Source organism: Roseibium sp. SCP15 (assembly GCF_040329435.1).
Lineage (GTDB): Bacteria > Pseudomonadota > Alphaproteobacteria > Rhizobiales > Stappiaceae > Roseibium.
Window position 1 is genome coordinate 54,311 of the sequence record NZ_JBDZYI010000001.1, and the last position, 20,085, is coordinate 74,395.

Consider the following 20,085-nt stretch of genomic DNA (forward strand, 5'->3'; position numbering starts at 1 on the left):
TCATCTGGAGTTGCGGGTTTTCAGGGCTTCGTCGTGACCATCAAACGCAACGCGAAGAATGATGTCCGGTTATCAGCCAGCGGGTGTTCAGCATTTCGAAGGTGAAAAGAAAACGGGCGGGCACTGTTTCCTCACCGGTAGGTCTTGGAAAGGAAAAGGAATAGACCCCGCCAATGGTGACAGTGTCGCCTTCGCGATCGATCCGGAATTCTTCATGCTCGACGGCACAACGGGCTCCGCCGTCAGACAGAAAGAATTCGAAATAACGACGCCGACCTTCCTCGGTGACAATGATCTCGTTGGACAGGGTCGGCACCAGAATTGCGTCTGGCGCGTAGAGACCCAGCACCTGCTCGATCCGTCCTGAAGCCACAGCTTCGGTCCACTGCATCAGGGTTGCGCGCGCACCATTGAAACGAGGTTCTTCCATTGCTTGGGCGCAGTCCGCCGGGTTTTGTCTCAAATTCTGCCCCTTGTTCCCAACGGCTTTTGCGGGAAGTTTTCTGGAAGGCCTGGTCAATCACTGCAGGTTTTGAGGATCGGTCGTCAGCCCATTCTCAATTTGGTATGTTATGTTATATCGTATCGTGGCCAAATCAAGGAAGCATGCTTTGATTTATGCTGCGGACAAACTGCAATCTGGAAATTTGGGAAATGACAGAGTGAACAAGACAGCCAAAAGGTTCAAAGAGAAATATGGAGTACGATAACCGATGGTAGACAAACGTCCCTTTGCGAGCCGTGTCTCCGTTGAACAGGTAGAAGAGGGCAAATATCTTGCCCCAAAGTTCGATGCCAGTGGTTTCCTGCCAGTTGTCACAACCGATGCCGAAACCGGTGAGGTCCTGATGATGGGGGTGATGAACGAAGAAGCCCTGTTACGAACAATCAGAACGGGTGAGGCGCATTATTGGAGCCGCAGCCGCAAGTGTCTTTGGCACAAGGGCGCGACCAGCGGGCTGGTCCAGAAGGTCATTGAAATCCGCATCGACGACGATCAGGACGCCGTGTGGCTGCGTGTTGCAGTCGACGGAGGGGCCAGCTGTCATGTCGGCTATCGCTCGTGCTTCTATCGCGCAGTTCCGATAACAGCGGAGAGCGGGCCGATCGAACTCGGGTTCACCGAGACGGAGAAAGCCTTTGATCCGATTGAGGTTTACGGCGACGCGCCCAATCCAACCCAGTTGTGAAAGACTGCAGGCAACGTCACGGATGGCAAACTGTGACCGTTGCCTGCTGATCACATTGCTTTCGTTTCAAGGCAACAAATCACCTCTGCCGGCACCACAGGAGCACCGTCGCCCACTGCGAGCCCGCATCGGGACGCTGTTTGGATTGGAATGTCCAAGTCTTTTCTAAACCATTTTCAGCTACATCGGTTGGAGAGAGACCTGGAGACTTGCGGCATGAAGCAGAACCAATTGGCCGACAACCACGTAGCAGAAAGCGATTCATTTTCCGAGATGACCCGCTTTTGGGAAACTGGAACTCCCGCAGATGGAACGGGAAGAGCCGAGCGTGTTGAAACACGCAATGAAGCGGATTGGAGCGAGGCATTACAAGCGCTCATTTCGCGGTTTCCCGAGTATGCCCCGGGTCAGATCGCCGTATCGGTCTTTTCGGCTTATGCAGCGCGAGTGAGCGAGAACCGGCAGGCCGTCTTCGCTTTTGAAACTGCTTTTCCAGGGGAATACGCTGTTTTCGAATTTGGTCTCTCGGCCGATAAAACTTTCTGGGACATTCTTGAAAAAGTTGCTGGCAGTGGAATCGCCGGCGATGTGCCTTCCGACGTCTCCGGGTCGAACGAGTGCGCTGTTCCTCTTGCCGTGGCAGTCGGCTCCAGATCACACACGGCATTGAACGCTGAAGTCGAACTTCATTGCGACACCGATGGCAGTTTGACCTGGACATATCCCGTCGATGTCGACGCAAGGTCCTTCGATATGATTTGCGAGCGCATGGCGGCTCTTGCCGTCGGAATTGCGTCCAATCCTGAATTGGCTCTGGTCCATCAGCCGATCATGTCATCGGCAGAACGCAAGTGTGTAGTGGAGACCTGGAACGATACAGATCGTCACTATGGCTTCGATGGTGGCCTTGTTGCGATGATGGAGCGCTCGGTCGCAACGACACCAGACCATCCTGCGTTGATCTTCAAGGAAGAGACCCTCAGCTATGCCGAGTTCAACGCACGCGTGAACCGTCTTGCACGCAAGTTGCGGGCAAAAGGCGTTGGCCGGGACACTTTTGTTGCGCTTTTTATGGACCGAAGCCTGGAAATGGTGGTCGGGCTTTGGGCGACGCTCAAGGCAGGTGGTGCTTATGTGCCGCTGAATACGGAAGATCCGACCGCTCGCCTGACCGAAATACTCGAGGACTGCTCTCCGGTTGCTGTCCTGACCCAGGTCCATCTTGAAGACAAGATCGAAACGGATGCCCCGGAGGTTATCGTTTTGCCGGAAGGTGGAGATATCGGTTCAGACGGCGATGACAGCAACCCGGGCGTGGAAATCGGTGCGACCGATCTCGCTTACATGATCTACACATCAGGGTCGACCGGAAAGCCCAAGGGTGTCGTTGTTGAACATGAGGCGATCCACAATCGTGTTTTGTGGATGCACGAAGAATACGGCCTGGAGCCGGATGACCGGGTTTTGCAGAAAACGCCCTACACGTTCGATGTGTCTGTTTGGGAGTTTCTGTGGCCCTTTTCTGTAGGGTCGACGCTTGTGGTGGCTATTCCGGGCGGTCACATGTCGATCAGATATCTGCGGCGCGTCATCAAAGAGGGCGGCGTGACGCATCTTCACTTTGTGCCTTCCATGTTGCGCCTGTTTCTTCTGGCTCCGTCCCTGAGCGATTTGCCGATCAAGAAGCTGTTCTGCTCCGGCGAAGCGCTCGGTTTTGATCTGGTCCAGTCCTTTTACGAGAAGGCGAGCGATTTCGCGGAGGTACACAATCTCTACGGCCCGACCGAAGCAGCAGTCGACGTCAGCTATTTTGCCTGCGCGCGCAATCCGTCGGACAAGGCCATCCCGATTGGAAAGCCGGTGAGCAACACAGGCCTTTATGTGCTTGATGAATACGATCAGCCGGTCCCGGTCGGCGTCCCCGGAGAGCTTCACATTGGTGGCATTCAGCTGGCACGCGGCTACTGGAACCGGGATGACCTGACACATCAGCGTTTCGTCCCTTGCACCCTTGAGGACGCACCACATCGCCGACTGTATCGAACCGGCGATCTTGCCTATTTCCGTCCGGACGGCGAAATCATTTATCTCGGGCGGAATGATTTTCAGGTGAAGATCAGCGGGGTGCGCATCGAACTGGGCGAAATCGAAGCGGCTATTAGAACTGCAGAAGGCGTCAAGGACGTCGTCGTGGTCGCGGAAGAAACCGAGGGACAAAAATCCCTGATTGCTTACGTGGCGGCGGATGCTGCCGGAGAGGCGGCGACGGTGATCATCAAGGCGTCTGTTGCAGACAAGTGCCCGCCTTTTTATGTCCCGCAGGAAATCCGGTTCCTGGCCGAAATGCCATTGACGGTGTCAGGCAAGATCGACCGCAAAGTGCTCAGCGGTCAACCACGCCTTTGAGAGAATTGCCAAAATACACGCCCACCTGCTTGCCTTCAGCCAAGCGGGTGGGCGCTGCCAGCTGAGGTTCTCAAACGACCTCAATTGGGCCGTGATCGTCGCAATGACCGTCGTGGGGATGATGCAAGCGACCGTTGACGAGATAATAGATGTGATCACCGTGAGGCACTGCCTCATGTCCGCAGCCCGGCCCGTGAACATGATCCGGATCATGGCCAAGCTCGCTTGAGTCGACCGGTGCACAACCTCCAGGGTTTGTTGCCGAAACCTCAATGACGTGGTCTTCGACATGATCTCCATCCTGATGATGAAGGTGACCATCGTGGAGATAGTCAACATGATCTCTGTGGCGAACGGCCGTGTGGCCGCAGCTAGGCCCATGAACGTGCGAGTGGTGCGGGTCACTTTTATCTTTGCTGGTCACGAAATCTCTCCTTCGCTGTCCAAGAGAGAGATGTTTTCCTCCGCAGCATGGTCAAGAACATCGCGTAAAAGGCGGACCATGTAGTGATCTGCGAGTGCGTAGTAGCCGTGTTTCGCTTCTCGATGGCGCATCATTCGCTGACTGCCAACGGAGACAGAAATCTCCGCCAGTGCCTCGTCACTTGCCAACGGTTACTTCATCATCGCCGATGTCAACGATCGTCTCCACAAGTAGCACCAGGTGCGAACGTTTCGAGTGATCTTTTGCGCCGCAAATTGAAAGACCGGAACGATCCTTCATTCCGGCACTTTTTCATTCAATCGAAGGAAACGATAACACAGGCCGATGCCACCCCCAATTGACAATGGAAGTTTCAACTTTGGTCGCTATGCAACTAAGACCCTTCGCCAAACGTGTGGAATTCGGCCCGCGGTCGGAGCCGGACGTTCGTTTGATTTGAGGAGAACATCCAAGCCCCACAGCATTTATGGCCAGACTTGGAAGCAATCCTCCAGCCGCACTGGGAGTGTAGGGCGGCTACCTGAAATTTGAGGCGTGAAATGAACATGTTGCTGAACAGTATCGCCAAGTGACCCACCATGACGATCCGTCGCAGAGCAATGACGGAACATATTGGTTTCCGATCGTGTGCTTTACCTACTCGGATCGCCACGAAGAATAAACTCAACCAGTGCTTCGCGCGCTTCAGGCTCTTCAATGCCTGGATAGGACATCCACATGCCCGGAAACATGCCTTCCGGGTCGGTCAGAAACTGGTCCAGCAGATCTTCCGTCCAGACGTCTCCATCCTCAAAGGCTTTTTTGAGGACCGGCGAGTAGCTGAAGCTCGGGTCACCTCCAAGGCGTCGCCCCTCCAGGTCTGCCAGGTTGGGGCCAGGCAGACCGTTTTCGTTTGGGTCAAGGGAATGGCATGCCAGACAGGGGCCGAAGTCGGCAGCCGCGTCGAATTCGTCAGCCAGCGTACCGGCAAGCATGAGTGGCGATGCCAGAATGCTTGCCGATATACGGCGCAAGATTGTCATGTGTTGACCGGAAAGCGAATACGCACGAGGCGGTCGGTACCGGATTCTCCACCCCAGGCTTCGCCAGGACGTCCAGCCATCTGACGGACATTGGCATTCGGCATCGTGCTTGGGAAAGAGGTGAACCGCTCGCTTGCTGGATCAAACAACACAATGGCATTGGCACCGAAATCGGTGGTCCAAACCTTGTTTCGCTCATCGACATAGACGGAGTAACAGCGAGGAGCATCTCCGGGCAGCTTCCAGTTCTGCCATTCCGCAGTCGACGGATTGAAACGGCTGACATTGCCGCTGTTCCATTCGCTGATCCACAAAAGGCCATTGCTGTCCGACCATACGCGGCGTGGACCGGCATTTGCGGTTGGCGGGTCGAACCGTGTGACCTCGAAGGTCTCCCTGTCAATAACACCAAGATGATTACCCGCCAGAGAGACGTACCAGACATTGTTGTCAGGCGTGATTGTGATCCCGTAAGGGCCACGTCCGCCGGGCGCCGCCCAGGCGTCCAGTTTTTCTGACCGCGGATCGACGCGGCCCAGAACGCCGTTTTGTCCGGTAAACCAGTAGATACCGGTCCGGTCAAAGACGCCGGTGTTCAGGTTCGCCCGGGCGAACTCGGTGGGAAGCGGAAAACGTGAAATGTTCTTGCCTGAAGGGTCCAGGCGTACGATGGCGTTCTGGCCACCATCGGTGATCCAGAAAGCGTTGTCAGGACCCAGGACCACGCCATGAGGAGCGGACCCATCGCCGAGCGGGACAGGGTCGAGATTGCCGTTTCTGGGATCCAGCCGGGTCAGTGTGCCATCCCGCTGTCCGCAATACCAAACCGATCCATCCGTATTGAAAGCTATATCGCGTGATCGTGAACCGGGTACCGCGTCAAAATAAGTGACATCATATTCCCTGGCAGTTTGGGAATGTGGCGCAGCGGTTTGCGCGCGGGCACTATTGCTGCGTCCACCAAGACCCATCGTTCCAGCGATTGTTGCGACGGCTGCGGTCGACAGCATGAATTCTCTGCGGTTCATGTCCATTCCTCCGGCTTGGCTGGTTGTTTATTTCGTCTGGCCAATAATGGGGCGGACTGTGGCGAGAATTTGCGCATTACCAATTGTTAATTTATTGATTTCAATGGCGTTTTTGCTTTTGTGACGATCCGGAGACTTCGCTGGCGCGTTTAACCGTTCGCCTTTATTGCGGTGTGAACATCGAACTGGCCGTTTTCTCGTCAATTTCTCCTGAATTTCTGCACGCATTGATGCGAACAGTTCGAAACATGCCACTATTGAAAATCAGCGCGCTGCTGCTTGTCCTGATCGGTCTGGGTTTCGCGGTTGCCTTCGGCACAGGAACCCTGCGTTTGGTGACCGCCGGTTATCCACCGGCTCTCTGGCCTGCTTCAGCCCCCTTTGAAACCGTGCCCGGTACTCCGCAACCGATCCCGAGGCGACCGATGCCAATTGAACTGGACGACCGCGGAATGGAGCTTTTCGAGGCGTCCGGGGGTAGAGCGTTGCTGGTCATGCATGATGATCAACTTGCCCTGGAAACCTACCAGGAACGAATTGGTCCGGGCACAAGGATGAACTCCTATTCGCTTGTCAAAAGCCTTGTCGGTGCGTTGATCCTGAGAGCACATGCAGAAGGGAAAATCGGTAGCCTCGAAGACCCGGTCGGCATGTATCTGCATGGCATTGGGTCCGACGCGTTTCAGATGAGACCCTTGCGCAGTTTTTTGACCATGCGCAGCGGTCTCGAATTGGAAGCAGACGGCTCGGACAAACAGGGCCGGCTTCGGCAGGTCAATCCGCTGGGAAACCTTGCACGATTGCATGCTCACGGTTTGTCGGGCATCGAAGAACGGTTGGCTGTCGCAAAGGGGAATGAAGACCGGTTCTCCTATCAGAACGTCAATACCGCCGTACTTCGTCAAGTGTTGTTCAATGTCTATCGGCAGCCCGTTCACAATCTCCTTGCCGAAAAGATCTGGCAGCCAGCCGGGGCAGGCGACGCGTTCTGGTTGCGCCATCCCGAGAGTGGTGACGTGACTGCCTATTGCTGCCTTTACGCGACAGCGCGTGACTGGGCACGGGTGGGCAGCTACCTGATGAAAAACGGTACGCCGCGAAAATCCTTTCTGCCCGAAGGACTTTGGAGCGATTATTTCGATCGCGGGTTAAGCGGAAAGGAGTTGGCTGGAGACGTCTATGGACTGCACGTTCGTCACAATGTTCTCGACCGGCAGGGCGAGGATTTGCAGGGACCATTCACCTATATGATGGGGCAGGGCGGTCAGATCGTTTACATGATGCCGGAAAAGAACCTCGTGGTCGTTCGATTTGGCAAGCGGCACGCACTCCTCCACTCAACGCTCTATTCCGTTTGGAACAGTCTGTCCGCGCCTGAAACTTGAAGGGGCATCGGCTTTCAGCAGCCTGTCCCGCGCCTTTAGCCAGTGCTGAACTGAGATGAGCTTCAGACAGTCTTGTCGACCCTGTATCCCGGTTTCAACGGGTTCTGTTCTGCCTGCGGTGTCGCCTTGACCTGATCTGCAACGGCTGTATCGGTTTTCTTCACGGCACCCGCGTTGGCGCTGTCGGTTTCGCCTGGTTGGTCAGACTTTTGAAGCTTGGTGATCTGCGCTTCGATCTTGGTAATTCGGGATTGTATCTTCTGCTTTTCCTGGGCATCAGCTGCTTGCTGCAGGTTCTGTTTTTCGCGGGTAAGCAGGGACTTCAGCTTTTTGGGATTCGTCTCGTTGGAGACGTTCGATTGCTGAGAGTTTTGCGGGGGACTTGATGAAATTGCTTCGATTGCCATCCTGCACTCCCGATGTGAGCAACTCATAGTGGCGATTGTCTGCGCAAAATCTCTAGGCTGAACGAGTTAAGAATTCATTAATAATGAATCTCAAGCTCAGGTTATCGGTTTGGACAACCTCCTTGCTCCCAAGCGGGCAGGGCTCCACACAGACTTTTTGCGTGAAGCTCAAATTGGGGAGGCATGTTTGTGGAGGGGACCGGCGCCACTTCATTTCTCTTGCAGAAGCTGAATGTGGCGCCGGTTCCGGACAGAAAATCACCTCCTCTTTTTGTTTTCTTTCTGAACCGCCCGGATCAGTTTTTGCAGCGATTTGTCCTTGGCCTTGCGCTCCGCCAGAGTGGACGAGTTGAACCGTTCCTCGGCGACAAGTTTGCGCCATCGGGCCAACCTCGCAGGATCTATGCTGCCGTCTCTTATCCCAGCATTGATCGCGCAGCCTGGTTCGCTGTCATGCTGGCAGTCGTTGAACCTGCATTGATCTGCCAGGGCCGTCAGATCTTCAAAGACATCGGCGACACCCGCTTCAACGTCGGTGAGCTGGATTTCTCTCATCCCCGGCGTGTCGAGAAACCCGCATCCGTCGGAGTTGAAGTGCAGTTGCCTCCGTGTGGTCGTGTGACGGCCTTTGCTGTCATCTTCCCGAATTCCGCCGGTCTTGATGTCCTCGGTCCCGAAAAGGGCATTGACCAGCGTTGATTTTCCAACGCCGGAGGAGCCCATGAAAGCAACCGTCTGTCCGGGTTGACACCAGGGCTCCAGTCTTTGAGCGGGCTCTTCGCTCAAGGCGTTGAGCAGAACAACGGGAACACGGTCCGAGATCGCATTTGCAGCAGTCACGAAGCTGGATGGATCTTCACTGAGATCAGCCTTGGTAAGAACGATGACCGGCATCGTATCGGCCTCGAACGCCATGGCGACATAGCGTTCCAGACGCGCCACGTTGAAGTCATGATTGCAGGAAGACGTGATGAAGACCGTATCCACATTGGCGGCGATCAACTGCAGCTTTCGCTCCTTTCCCGGAGCGCGGCGTTTGAACAGGCTTTTCCGGTCAAGGACCCTGCTGTGCGACGGTCGTTGCCGATCCAGCAGAAGCCAGTCCCCAACCGTAGCCTCCAGGTTTGGCGGAACAAGAATGTCCACATCATCACCAAGAACATGCAGGCCGTTTCGATGGACTTCTATTACCCTTACCGGGGGAAATTCATTGAAGTCTTCCAGGCTGAGTTGTTGTGCAAAGAACGGTTGCCAGCCGAGGCGTTCCAGCGTGGAGCGTTCAGGTTTGCTGGTGCCGGCCTTGGTGGCCGACGGAAGAAAGCGGGAATAGTCCCGTGTCATTGTCTTGAACTTTCATGTCCGGCCTCGGACAGATCCGGGCCATAAGGTGCATTTGGAATTGGCTGCAAAACAACGCACGCCCGGCTTGCTTTGGCCGGAGCGTTGAAATTGTGTGGTTTTGCTTCGGGAGAGCGCTTTGCCTCCCCACCTTACCGGGACATAAAATCTCCATTTCGATGCTTGAGCGATAACGCCAGGTCGTGCTTTCTGTCAAGTTGAGGCCGAAGCAGGCCGTCGCAACAGTCAGGTGTCTGGAGATTTTTTGAATGAAAATATCGCACTGGGTTTTTTCTGCATTCATGCTGATCATGTCCGCGGGGTCTGTGCCGGCGGCCTCCGAAGACAAGGGAAATGCACCCAGCTGGAATTTCGTGCTTCAGGCGTCATCTGGCGAATTTGATGGTAAAACGCTCCGGCTCCATAGGCTCTCGGAGGCAACCACGGCCTTTGCGGATCGACCCAAGAGAATTGTTGATACACTGCCTGTTCAGACGTTTATCGATCAGTTTTGGCCAGACGGGCCAAACAGCTTCAGGAAAGATCCGCCCAACGCCGTTATCGTGTTCGGTGCAGATTATGTATTTGCCAACGCGGTGATTGAAATCGACAAACCGCAACTCACCGGTCAGGAATTGTCCTTCAGCATGAAAATTCTTGAGGGAGAAGTGCCGGAAAAGATCTTTGGGCCGGTCCTCATTCTGGACCCTGCCTGGAACCCGGGGCCTGGCGGCTGATGCCGGTCCAACCTAGAGACTAAATCGCAAGGTCATGCATGGCGCTTGGGACTTTCCGTTTCAGGCATCCGTGAACATTCGTTTGCCCCTAGTGCCAGCAGGCCTTCCGCCAGATGGTCGAATACGATCCGGATCCGTCTGCTTGTATGCAGCTCCCGGTGTGTCACCAGCCAGATCGGAAACGTGACCGGTTTAAGATCCTCGAAGGCGACAGTGATTTCTGGAAAGAGGGCTGCTATTTCATCGGCCATGATCGAAAGACCCAGACCTTGCCTGACATATTCCCAGGCAACCACCCCATAGGGTGAGCTCAGCTTGATGTTCGCTTCGCTGACATTCAGGCCAAAACCGCGCAAATAACCGACCAGTTCTTCGTTGTTGTCAAAGCCGATGAATTCGGTCTGATCTGCATCCTGAAGGGACAGCTTTCGGTCGAACTTTTCCAGGTATGAACGGGCGGCGTATATCCTTGCCGGAGCATCGCGCAACTTGCGTGCATAAAGGTCCGGGTGGTCCGGTTCCACGTGGCGGATTGCAATATCGGCCTCGCGCCGCCGCAAGTCGCTTAAACTGTTGGAGCAGTGGACCTTGATTTCAATGCCGGGAGCTTTCTGACGAAGACCGCGCAAGATATCAGGCAGCAGATGTGCCGCCGTCAAATCCGTTGCAGATACCGTTACCAGTCCTTCGATCTGTTGTGACTGGCCTGAGGCCGCCAGTGATACGCGGCTGGCCGCATCACCCATGGCACGCACGTGCTCGGCAAGTTCCACTCCGGCTTCGGTGAGGATCAGGCTCTTGGAGACACGTTGAAAGAGTGTCACGCCAAGAGTTTCTTCCAGGGCTGCCACCTGACGGCTCAGGGTCGGCTGTGTCAGCCCAAGCGCCCGGGCCGCAGCGGAAAGGGACCCTTCCTCCGCAGTCACAAGAAAGGCACGTGCCTGATTCCAGTCAAATGTGATGCTCTGCCAGTTCATACAAATATGTATATCACCTAGCAGAATTTCGGCAATTTCTATTCATTTATGAAGGGTGTATTGAATCTTGCAAAGGAGTGCTGCCGATGAACCCGCACTGGCTGTTCCTGCAATTTGCGAATGTGGTCCTGTCTGTTCTGGAGTTTCTGTCCTCTCCAACGGGAGGTCGGGACATTGGCCGTGACCTGCTGGAAAAGATCGGTCTGCGTGACGGTGGACGAAAGCGAAAGTAACGCCTTGCCGGCGTTGCTGACATCTCTCGAGAGGGATCGAAGACCTGACCATGACAACCACATGGACCAACGATTTGAAGCCATCACAGAGTTTCTGGGATCGGGCGGCACGCAAATATGCTGCATCTCCGATCAAGGATCAGGCAGCGTATGAAAAGACACTTGCCCGAACCACCGAGCATCTTGGTCCGCAGGATGAGGTTCTGGAACTGGGCTGTGGCACCGGATCGACCGCGCTATTGCTTGCCGGCAACGTAAAGTCTTATCTGGCAACCGATTTCGCTTCCGGCATGATTGAAATCGCGAATGAAAAACTTGCCACGGAAATGGCCGATGGAACCGGACCTTCAGGGCTTCGGTTTGCAGTAGCCGATGGCTTCAGCGAAAAAGTGCAACCGTCCGATTCAATGGCAGGATATGATGCGGTCCTTGCCTATAATTTCCTGCATCTGGTTGAAAACCCGGAAGACTTGCTGGAGCGGGTGAGGGGGCTGTTGAAGCCCGGAGGCCTCTACATTTCCAAAACAGTCTGCCTCAAGGACAAGGCCTGGCTGTTCGGTCCCATGATCAAAGTCATGCAACTATTCGGCAAAGCTCCCTTCGTGAGCATGCTCTCGTTTCAATCCCTGGAAGACATGATCTCGAAGGCAGGGTTTGAAATCATTGAGACCGGAACCTATCCGGAACCGCGCAGCCGCTTTGTGGTCGCCAGGAAGATTTGAGGTGATGTCGCTCTGAAACAGAGAGCAATCTATTAAATCGATTGAATTGTTGTAAATGGGCAGCTTGCCGAGCGGGTGAGCGGGTGCTAGGAGTTGAAATCCCTCCGAGGTATTCCCACCGAAAGCTGTCCATGCTCTTTCGCGACCGCGCTTTTTTCGCGTCCATGTTTCTGACGGTGCTGGCCGATCAGATCCTGCTGTTCCTGGTGCCGCTGGTTATTTTCCAGATTACCGGAAACGTCGCCTGGTCCGGCCTCGCCTTCTTCTTCGAAACATTGCCGCGTTATCTGACTTTCCCGGTCGCGGGCATTCTGTGTGACCGGATCTCACCGATCCTGCTCCTTCGGGTCAGCCGCATTCTGAGGGCAGTGGCCTGTGTCATCGGCATTGCCGGACAGATTGTCTTCGGTGGTGTCTGGTGGTTGATTGGGCTGTCTGCAGTGGTCGGTGTCTTGACGACACAGGGCATGTTGTCGCTGGAGATGGTCCTCGTGCGGGCCTTCTCCGATCAAAGGTTTGAAAAGGTCGCCAGCTACGGTCAGCTGGCCTCGCAGATGGGCGTTGTCCTTGGCCCGCTGACCGCAGCTTACCTGATGGCGATCTGGCCCTGGGAAGCGGTAGTGATCGTTGCAACGGGACTATTTGTCTTCGCCGATGTGACGTTCATCTTGTGGCCGGGTCAATCCCGGATGAAGGCAGCTCCGGAAACTCAAGTTGAGCGTCATCCGGTCGCAGATTTAAAAACAGCGCTTGCTCTTGTCTGGCGACTGCCTGGGCTGATGCGGGCGATCCTGCAAGCCGCCGGTGTCAATCTTATCATCGGCGCAACTCTGGCCACCGCTGCTGCCATGATGACGGGCTTCTTTTCGCAGAGTGAGCAGGTCTATGCCTGGCTCCAGGTGGGAGGAGCCCTGGCCACACTGGCGGTGCTGACAGTGACAGCCCATGTGCATCTGAGCCTGAAAACGCTTGGTTTGTCCGCTTATGGTCTGATCTGCGTCGGGGCGATCCTGACCGGAACGGGCGCGCATCCGCTTATTTACGCCGCAGGATTTCTGCTGATTGCCGGTTTTGACAAGATGTTCAACATCTATGTCCGCACTCTGCGCAAGGAAATCATTCCGGCGGAGGATTTTGGCAAGACCACTGGCGTCATCATTTGTTTGAACAACCTCTCACAACCCTTCGCCGGACTGGTTGTTGCCCTCCTTGCGGCAGGAGATGATGCGCGAGCAGAATTGTTGGGCCTTTCAGCGGTCATGGCAGTGCTGGGGCTCGTGACCTTTGGGCGACGTTAGCCGAACCTGAAGCCAACGCCAGGTCTGGCATGGGCGTTCACTCTACTGTGCGTTTGAACAGGTACACCTGTTTGGAAATGACGTGCCCGGCTTTCTGGACGCAGTATTTTGGGGAGCCCTGAATGCTTAAATCACTTTCTTTTGCTCTGGGCATAGACGAGTTGTCAGGCGCACTGCCTGACAACATCCGCGATCTCCGTCAGCTGGTTCGCCAGGGGGCTGCTCTTGCGCCAGACCATGCCGATAGTACGCGACGGTTCGGGTGCCTCGAAACGGGAGATCGAGACCGAAGCCGAACGGGTTTCGACCGGAACGGCCATTTCCGGGATCAAGGTGACCCCCATCCCGGCACTCACCATCTGAACGAGCGTCGACAGCGAACTTGCGTCTAGAACCTCGCGTGGCGGTCCCGACGGCAAGTTGCAGAAGGAAAGGGCCTGGTCACGGAAACAGTGACCTTCCTCCAATAGAAGAAGACGCATTTCTCGTAATGTGTCTGCGTTCGGCAATGGCACGTTGGCTTCGCTGGCCGGTCTGACCAGCACGAAGTTTTCCTGGAACAGCGGCGTTTCGGCCAGCGTCGTCTCGGACACCGGCAAGGCCACGATTGCCGTATCGAGCTGACCGTCACCAAGCTCTTGAATCAGCTTCGGCGTCACGGTTTCCCGAACATGAATATCGAGTTCCGGATGGCGGGCCGTCAGATCTCCGATCACCTTGGGCAACAGGTAGGGAGCGATCGTCGGAATGACGCCGATACGCAAGCGCCCGACCAGCCTTTCGCGCGAAGCGCGCGCCAGGTCACCGAGCTCGTCAGTCGCTCGCAAGATCTCCCTGGCGCGCTCGACTGCCACTTCACCAAAATGTGTCAGGCGTATTTGGCGCGCTCCCCGTTCGATCAACGGAGCGCCGAGCACGTCCTCCATTTCCTTAATCTGCATCGAAAGGGCAGGCTGGGAAATGGCGCAGGCCTCCGCTGCGCGCCCGAAGTGTCCGTGCCGCGCCAGGGCCTCAAAATAACGAAGCTGTTTCAGGGTGATATTGATCATAAGAAATACCTATCAAACCGATCAGAAAATTCAACTTCTTCTGATGGGTTTGTTTTGATAGCTTCTAAACTGCAAGGGCTGACACCGGCCGGATGCCCCCGTCCGGCAATTGGTGCCGAGGTACTTGCAGCACAAATTTTGGGAGATTTGATGAACCTGATCTGCCTTTGAAAGTCCGCATTCCGGCATCAATCCCGATGCGCCTGGGAATTCACGATCATCTCACGCAGCTCAGTTACTCAGACAAATTGATTACGACAGTGGAGAGAAAGATGGACGCACCAACAGACAAAACCGGCAAATGCCCGGTCATGCACGGCCAGCCTCTGGCCGCGACTTTCGGGGTTCGCTCCAACAGGGACTGGTGGCCGAACCAGTTGAACCTCAACATCCTGCGCCAGAACTCCGCATTGTCCGACCCGATGGGCCCGGGGTTCAACTACGCTGAGGAATTCAAGCAGCTCGACCTGAAGGCGGTAAAGGAAGACCTTTATGCCCTGATGACCGACAGCCAGGACTGGTGGCCTGCCGACTACGGTCACTATGGTGGTCTCTTCATCCGCATGGCCTGGCACAGTGCGGGAACCTATCGCACGGCCGATGGTCGCGGCGGTGGTTCAACCGGCTCGCAGCGCTTCGCGCCGCTCAACAGCTGGCCGGACAATGGCAACCTGGACAAAGCGCGGCGTCTGCTGTGGCCGATCAAGCAGAAATACGGCAACAAGCTCTCCTGGGCGGATCTTCTGATCCTGGCGGGCAACGCGGCCCTGGAGTCCATGGGTTTCAAGACTTTTGGTTTCGGCGGTGGCCGCGCTGATGTCTGGCACGCCGAAGAAGACATCTACTGGGGTTCGGAAACCGAATGGCTGGCTACGAGCGACAAGCCGCACAGCAGGTATTCCGGTGACCGAGACCTTGCCAATCCGCTCGCTGCTGTGCAGATGGGTCTCATCTACGTGAACCCTGAAGGTCCGGACGGCAATCCGGATCCGCTGGCGTCCGGCCGCGATATTCGCGAGACCTTCGCCCGTATGGCGATGAACGACGAGGAAACGGTTGCGCTGACAGCAGGTGGCCACACGTTCGGCAAGACCCACGGTGCCGGCGACCCGTCTCATGTCGGACCGGACCCGGAAGCAGCCCCGCTCGAGGACATGGGTCTCGGCTGGATCAGCACCTACGGATCCGGCAAGGGCCGCGACACCATCACATCGGGTATCGAGGGGGCCTGGACGCCCAACCCGACCAAGTGGGACACGGGCTACTTCGATGTGCTCTTCGGGTATGAATGGGAACTGGTAAAGAGCCCCGCAGGTGCCTGGCAATGGACGCCGAAGGACCTGAAGGAAGAGGACATGGCACCGGATCCGGAAGATCCGAGCAAGAAAGTGCCGATCATCATGACCACGGCCGACATGGCTATGCGCATGGATCCGATCTACGGCCCGATCTCGAAGCGGTTCCATGAAAACCCTGACCAGCTGGCCGAAGCCTTTGCCCGTGCGTGGTTCAAGCTGACCCACCGCGATATGGGGCCGAAAGTTCTGTATCTCGGCAGCGAAGTTCCTGCAGAAGATCTGATCTGGCAGGACCCGATCCCGGCTGTCGACCACGCTCTGGTAGATCAGGCTGATATTGCTGATCTGAAGGCCAAGGTCTTGTCGTCTGGCCTGTCAATTTCAGAGCTCGTGTCTGCAGCCTGGGCATCTGCTTCCACGTTCCGTGGATCCGACAAACGCGGTGGCGCCAACGGTGCGCGTGTTCGCCTCGCTCCGCAGAAGGACTGGGAAGCAAACGAGCCGGCAAAACTCGCCAAGGTTCTGGAAACGCTCGAGGGTGTTCGGAACGAGTTCAACGCGTCTGCAGGTGGCGGCAAGAAAATCTCGCTTGCAGACCTGATCGTTCTTGGCGGGGCGGCAGCGGTTGAAAAGGCAGCAGGAAACGCCGGTCACGCCATCTCCGTACCTTTCGCTCCCGGGCGAATGGATGCAAGCGATGGTCAGACCGACGCCGGTTCCTTCGAACCGCTGGAGCCGGAAGCTGACGGCTTCCGCAACTACCAGAAAGCGGCCTTCACGACGACCGCTGAGGAAATGCTGGTCGACAAGGCGCAATTGCTCACTTTGACCGCGCCGGAAATGACGGCACTGGTCGGCGGCATGCGCATGCTCGGAACCAACCATGGCGGTTCCAAGTACGGTGTCTTCACCGACAAGGCCGATACGCTCAGCAACGACTTCTTCGTCAATCTGCTCGACATGGCAACGACGTGGAAGCCGACTTCCGAGGCTGCCGACATCTTTGAAGGCCGCGACCGCAAGTCGGGTGATCTGAAGTGGACCGCGACCCGTGTCGACCTGATTTTCGGTTCCAACTCTGAACTGAGGGCCTTGTCAGAAGTCTATGCCCAGGACGACAACAAGGAGAAGTTCGTCAAGGACTTCGTCAGCGCGTGGACCAAGGTCATGAACGCTGACAGGTTTGACCTTGCCTAAGACGGTGCGATAATCGGGAAGCACAAAAAGAAGAGGGCTCGGTGCGAACGCTCCGGGCCCTTTTTCGTTTCAAGGTGTTGGTTGAGCACTGGAGGTGGTTCGTGTTTCGCCGGCAGTATCCGGGGTTAAGCCGGTCCTGATACTGTTGATCCGGAAAAGCGTGCGCAGATACTCCGAAATCTGAGTTTCCTGGAAGTGGCCGGCGAAGATCCGATCTATTGTCCCGTCTGCGAACATTCCATAAAGGGCAAGTCTCAGGTCTTCAGGGAGTGTCGATACATTCCTGGACGAAACGACGAAGGCGTAGGGCTCGTAGGCGCCGGTAAGCAATGTCGACAGGTCGGCCGGGCAATCTTTCTCGTTTCTGACACTGAATTCGGCGAGTGCAGCACGCACAATATCTACGTCTCCGTAATATCTGGACAAGGTGCCGTTGCAGAGTTCTGAAGCGGCCTCCCGGTGTGACTTGAAACCCTTGGTGCAGACCGTCGTGTCATTCTGGCTAAGCACACTCTGGCGCATTTCCAGATCGTCACCGATCGTGGTCCCTTCAACATAGCCCCAGATTTGGTAGCGTTTCTGATTGGCAGCTTCGTCTTCGACCGCCTCTGGCAACGTGAAGCTGACATTCTGTTGAAGCCAGTTCCAAAATCCCTTTGCCTGCTCGCTTCCGTCGGTCGTAGTCGCAGTTCTCGGGAGCGCAGGTTCAGTGCGTGCCCATTCGTGCAGTTGCTTTGCGCCGTCGGGATTTCTCTTGAATTCAACCCAGGAAAAAATGTCTGCACAGCTTGGTGAATCCGGGGCTGATTGTGGTAGCGCTGCCTCGTTTTCAAGTCGATTGTGGCCCCGTTCCGGTCTCACGAAAGAACTGTTTGCAACAAAGACGATCTGGGAGAAATCCAGATCAGGCGCCTGTCCCTGGGCGGAGAAGTTCTGCATCCTTTGGAGCGTGATCGTTGTCGGGTCGCAAAGCAGATCTATTTCAGGTGTGCCTGATCGAAGAATTGTCCCTCGTTGCTCTGAATTGATTTCGACAAGCTCAAACTGGTGGCCGGCGCGCTGAACCGCTTTTGTGCAAATGTCCCAAAAGAAACCGAGATACATGCCCGAGGCCTCGTTCTTCCAGATGAAGGGTCTGGCATCGGAGCGAACGGCCATCTTGATGCTTTCGCCCTGTACCTGTGCAGCCGCGAGTGTGCCAATCAAATACGTGACAAGGCCGAGAGTTGATTTGAAGGCCGCGATTTTCATGGGTCGGACGGTCCTGTTTGAGACAAGGAAAGCGTCTTGGGGGGAGCGGTCTGTTTTTCGCGTTTTGCTCTTGGCCGTCGCTGGTTCAAGAGAGCCTCGGCGACGCAAAACACAACGAGGAACCCCAAGATGGAGGAGTAGATCGCTGCATAGGCGATGAGGCCGTGATCAATGGAATCGAGGCTGGGATTGGAAGGTGAACGGCTGAGTGCGGAAGCCCAGGACGTCAGGAAACGGGTAAACGCACCGCAAATCGCCATGATGACTGCCGCGCAGGTTGCCCAGATCAGGCTCGAAACAATCGAATTCTGAAAATTCAATGACCCGGCCCGAGCGATCCTGGCATCCAGAAGGGTCACCAGCATCAGTGCCAGTATAGCTCCTCTGAGAGGTGTCGGCGCATTGTATTCGAATGAGTATCGCAGCGTTTCCCAAACCTTGTTGTGGGTTTCTGACCAGCCTCCCAGGTCAATCGCCGATTGCCAGAGCGTCAGTCCGATGATGAATAGCGTCGAGACAATCCAGGATACAAAGACCACGAGCGCGGCCTGTGGCAGCTTTTTGGTCCAGTGGGACCGCCACATGTTTCGCCAGCGATGCGACTGGCGGCCCCCATCGCGCAAGGCAAGTGCTACCATGATCGGCACGCAGATGCTGTTGAAAGCGGTGAATAGGTATATCAGCGCTCTGACGTATGGATTGCCTGGGGCTCCGCGTTGCAGTTCCGTTTCAAAGGGACCGGGGAAGAAACTCCACGCCAGAGTCACGATGAGAACAACGCCGAAGGACCAGAGCACGGTCAGCATTGCAAAAGAGCGTAGATGAATCGGTGCTGCGTGTTCGCTGAGCAGTTCGCCTAAAAACTCTACCAGTTTTTGTCTGGCAAGAATTTGTTGCCGGACCGAGCTTGGAGCGCTCCCTCTGGGAGGTAGGGCAGTCGTTTCGGCGACGATGATTTCGTGCTCGACGTAAAGCGCCAGAAGGATGCAAAGATCGTCCGCAAGATGATCGGCCTGGGCTGCAAGCCGTTCCCAGCTGGCGCGTTTCTTCTCGTTGGAATTGCCGGCCTCGTCTTTGGACGTCTCGTCTCTGGCAGGGTCGGTTTCTTGCTGCTCCGGCGCCTGTCGTTGAGCGGCTCTTTCTCCCTCGGTTCGAGGATCGCCGGGCAGATAACCGGATCTTTCGTCGAGCTCCAGAACCAGAACGTTCTTTCGTCTGCGCAGCTCGTCTTCCAATTTGTCGAACCGTTCGCGCTGGCCCGCATTCGCCAGTTTTACCTTTCTGTCCAATATCCAGGACGAAGCGGCGAATATGAGCGTGAGATCTTCCTGAAAGTCCTGCGGATCTGCCAGCTGTCCCTCAGCCGCAGAAGTGTAGTTATGCATCCGCTCCCAATCACCACGGGGAATGAGCAGGCTGTTTTTGGGCACCCCGTTGTTCCCTGAAGAATTGGCGATCTGCATGGCGTTTCGGCGCAGGTCCTCTCCGGCACCGATAACCCTCGTGGGAATGCCGGCAAGACGGTGAGCCGCGACGCGCATCCAGTCCTCGAACCGCTGAAGGATCGGAAAAGTTGGTGCAAGGCCGACAATGATCAATGCCATGGTCAGGGAGATCGAGGGATCGATGCCGATGTTGAAGTAGCTGCGTTCTGGCGAAGGTGTCAGTGAGTTGGAGGGTTGTTGCGCCCAGAAGACGCTTTCCCAGTTTCCGTGGGGAATAAAGCCGGTCGTGAATTCACTGGTATCACCGGAAGAAGCCGATGGAAGCTGGCTCGCGCCAATGGTGCCTGACGCCAGTTCCGGGCCCCCGAGATACGGCAAGACTTCGGCATAGGCGCAAAGGAAGAAATAGATGAGCAACAACGTCAGGGCATAAAACAAGTAGGCATGCAGAACGACCCGCCGGGCTCGAAGTTTGTCGGGGGTAAGCAAATCAACAAGGCGTTCAAGCTGCTTCCTGCCTTCGTAGGTTGCCCGATTGAAGCGTTCATAGGAGAAGAAGCCGATAATCAGGGCTCCAAAAAGCAGGGCAACCAGATCAGACATCGTTGATACCTGACTGCACCGGCGCCACTCTCTATCGACAGGTCTGAACTGCCG

Annotated in this window: 19 protein-coding genes; 8 read left to right on the plus strand and 11 right to left on the minus strand. The window is 55.9% G+C overall.

Features of this window, described 5'->3' with window-relative positions; genetic code table 11:
* Nucleotides 1-40 precede the first annotated feature (40 nt).
* Nucleotides 41-430: a nuclear transport factor 2 family protein gene (locus tag ABLO27_RS00275; protein WP_353029779.1), complete on the minus strand. Its 390-nt coding sequence runs from the start codon at nucleotides 428-430 to the stop codon at nucleotides 41-43.
* Nucleotides 431-713: 283 nt separating this feature from the next.
* Here ABLO27_RS00275 and hisI point away from each other — a divergent pair, with 283 nt between their 5' ends.
* On the plus strand, nucleotides 714-1,190 hold the full coding sequence (gene hisI, locus ABLO27_RS00280) for a phosphoribosyl-AMP cyclohydrolase (protein ID WP_353029780.1): 477 nt from the start codon (nucleotides 714-716) through the stop codon (nucleotides 1,188-1,190).
* 216 nt (nucleotides 1,191-1,406) lie between these two features.
* Nucleotides 1,407-3,596, plus strand: a complete 2,190-nt coding sequence (locus ABLO27_RS00285; protein WP_353029781.1) for a non-ribosomal peptide synthetase — start codon at nucleotides 1,407-1,409, stop codon at nucleotides 3,594-3,596.
* Nucleotides 3,597-3,666: 70 nt separating this feature from the next.
* On the opposite strand, the gene ABLO27_RS00290 is transcribed toward ABLO27_RS00285, so the two are convergent.
* The 4 genes from ABLO27_RS00290 to ABLO27_RS00305 all read right to left on the minus strand — a co-directional run bounded on the left by ABLO27_RS00290 (nucleotide 3,667) and on the right by ABLO27_RS00305 (nucleotide 6,091).
* Nucleotides 3,667-4,020 (minus strand): hypothetical protein, encoded by a 354-nt coding sequence (locus tag ABLO27_RS00290; RefSeq protein WP_353029782.1) that lies wholly within the window; start codon nucleotides 4,018-4,020, stop codon nucleotides 3,667-3,669.
* On the minus strand, nucleotides 4,017-4,208 hold the full coding sequence (locus ABLO27_RS00295) for a hypothetical protein (RefSeq protein ID WP_353029783.1): 192 nt from the start codon (nucleotides 4,206-4,208) through the stop codon (nucleotides 4,017-4,019). The genes ABLO27_RS00290 and ABLO27_RS00295 overlap by 4 nt, the downstream gene beginning before the upstream one ends.
* A gap of 465 nt (nucleotides 4,209-4,673) precedes the next feature.
* Nucleotides 4,674-5,063 (minus strand): c-type cytochrome, encoded by a 390-nt coding sequence (locus ABLO27_RS00300; RefSeq protein ID WP_353029784.1) that lies wholly within the window; start codon nucleotides 5,061-5,063, stop codon nucleotides 4,674-4,676.
* Nucleotides 5,060-6,091, minus strand: coding sequence for a virginiamycin B lyase family protein (locus ABLO27_RS00305; RefSeq protein ID WP_353029785.1), 1,032 nt, complete (start codon nucleotides 6,089-6,091; stop codon nucleotides 5,060-5,062). Before ABLO27_RS00305 ends, ABLO27_RS00300 begins: the two co-directional genes overlap by 4 nt.
* Before the next feature lie 248 nt (nucleotides 6,092-6,339).
* On the opposite strand from ABLO27_RS00305, the gene ABLO27_RS00310 reads away from it, so the two are divergent.
* Complete coding sequence (locus ABLO27_RS00310) at nucleotides 6,340-7,476, plus strand: serine hydrolase domain-containing protein (protein WP_353029786.1); 1,137 nt, start codon at nucleotides 6,340-6,342, stop codon at nucleotides 7,474-7,476.
* Between the two features lie 62 nt (nucleotides 7,477-7,538).
* Here the strand turns inward: ABLO27_RS00310 and ABLO27_RS00315 are convergent, their stop codons facing one another.
* Together ABLO27_RS00315 and rsgA are read right to left on the minus strand one after the other, a co-directional pair.
* The gene (locus tag ABLO27_RS00315) at nucleotides 7,539-7,883 is read right to left on the minus strand and encodes a hypothetical protein (RefSeq protein WP_353029787.1); all 345 of its coding nucleotides are present in this window, start codon (nucleotides 7,881-7,883) and stop codon (nucleotides 7,539-7,541) included.
* 258 nt (nucleotides 7,884-8,141) lie between these two features.
* On the minus strand, nucleotides 8,142-9,224 hold the full coding sequence (gene rsgA / locus ABLO27_RS00320; protein ID WP_353029788.1) for a ribosome small subunit-dependent GTPase A: 1,083 nt from the start codon (nucleotides 9,222-9,224) through the stop codon (nucleotides 8,142-8,144).
* 266 nt (nucleotides 9,225-9,490) lie between these two features.
* On the opposite strand from rsgA, the gene ABLO27_RS00325 reads away from it, so the two are divergent.
* Entirely contained in the window at nucleotides 9,491-9,958 is a 468-nt protein-coding gene (locus ABLO27_RS00325; protein ID WP_353029789.1) for a hypothetical protein, read from the plus strand.
* Nucleotides 9,959-9,990: 32 nt separating this feature from the next.
* Here ABLO27_RS00325 and ABLO27_RS00330 read toward each other — a convergent pair whose 3' ends face one another.
* A complete protein-coding gene (locus ABLO27_RS00330) occupies nucleotides 9,991-10,935 on the minus strand; it encodes a LysR family transcriptional regulator (protein WP_353029790.1) in 945 nt (314 codons plus the stop codon).
* Between the two features lie 86 nt (nucleotides 10,936-11,021).
* On the opposite strand from ABLO27_RS00330, the gene ABLO27_RS00335 reads away from it, so the two are divergent.
* From ABLO27_RS00335 to ABLO27_RS00345, 3 genes are all read left to right on the plus strand, one after another.
* Entirely contained in the window at nucleotides 11,022-11,168 is a 147-nt protein-coding gene (locus tag ABLO27_RS00335; protein WP_353029791.1) for a hypothetical protein, read from the plus strand.
* Nucleotides 11,169-11,218: 50 nt separating this feature from the next.
* Nucleotides 11,219-11,890 (plus strand): class I SAM-dependent methyltransferase, encoded by a 672-nt coding sequence (locus ABLO27_RS00340; RefSeq protein ID WP_353029792.1) that lies wholly within the window; start codon nucleotides 11,219-11,221, stop codon nucleotides 11,888-11,890.
* Nucleotides 11,891-12,021: 131 nt separating this feature from the next.
* Nucleotides 12,022-13,188: an MFS transporter gene (locus ABLO27_RS00345; RefSeq protein ID WP_353029793.1), complete on the plus strand. Its 1,167-nt coding sequence runs from the start codon at nucleotides 12,022-12,024 to the stop codon at nucleotides 13,186-13,188.
* A gap of 164 nt (nucleotides 13,189-13,352) precedes the next feature.
* On the opposite strand, the gene ABLO27_RS00350 is transcribed toward ABLO27_RS00345, so the two are convergent.
* Nucleotides 13,353-14,237 carry a LysR substrate-binding domain-containing protein gene (locus tag ABLO27_RS00350; protein WP_353029794.1) on the minus strand — a complete coding sequence of 295 codons (885 nt, stop codon included), beginning with the start codon at nucleotides 14,235-14,237 and terminating at the stop codon, nucleotides 13,353-13,355.
* A 272-nt stretch (nucleotides 14,238-14,509) separates the two neighbouring features.
* Here ABLO27_RS00350 and katG point away from each other — a divergent pair, with 272 nt between their 5' ends.
* The gene (katG, locus tag ABLO27_RS00355) at nucleotides 14,510-16,732 is read left to right on the plus strand and encodes a catalase/peroxidase HPI (RefSeq protein ID WP_353029795.1); all 2,223 of its coding nucleotides are present in this window, start codon (nucleotides 14,510-14,512) and stop codon (nucleotides 16,730-16,732) included.
* Between the two features lie 69 nt (nucleotides 16,733-16,801).
* Here the strand turns inward: katG and ABLO27_RS00360 are convergent, their stop codons facing one another.
* Complete coding sequence (locus ABLO27_RS00360) at nucleotides 16,802-17,983, minus strand: transporter substrate-binding domain-containing protein (RefSeq protein ID WP_353029796.1); 1,182 nt, start codon at nucleotides 17,981-17,983, stop codon at nucleotides 16,802-16,804.
* Nucleotides 17,980-20,031, minus strand: a complete 2,052-nt coding sequence (locus ABLO27_RS00365; RefSeq protein WP_353029797.1) for a hypothetical protein — start codon at nucleotides 20,029-20,031, stop codon at nucleotides 17,980-17,982. The genes ABLO27_RS00360 and ABLO27_RS00365 overlap by 4 nt, the downstream gene beginning before the upstream one ends.
* Nucleotides 20,032-20,085 lie beyond the last annotated feature (54 nt).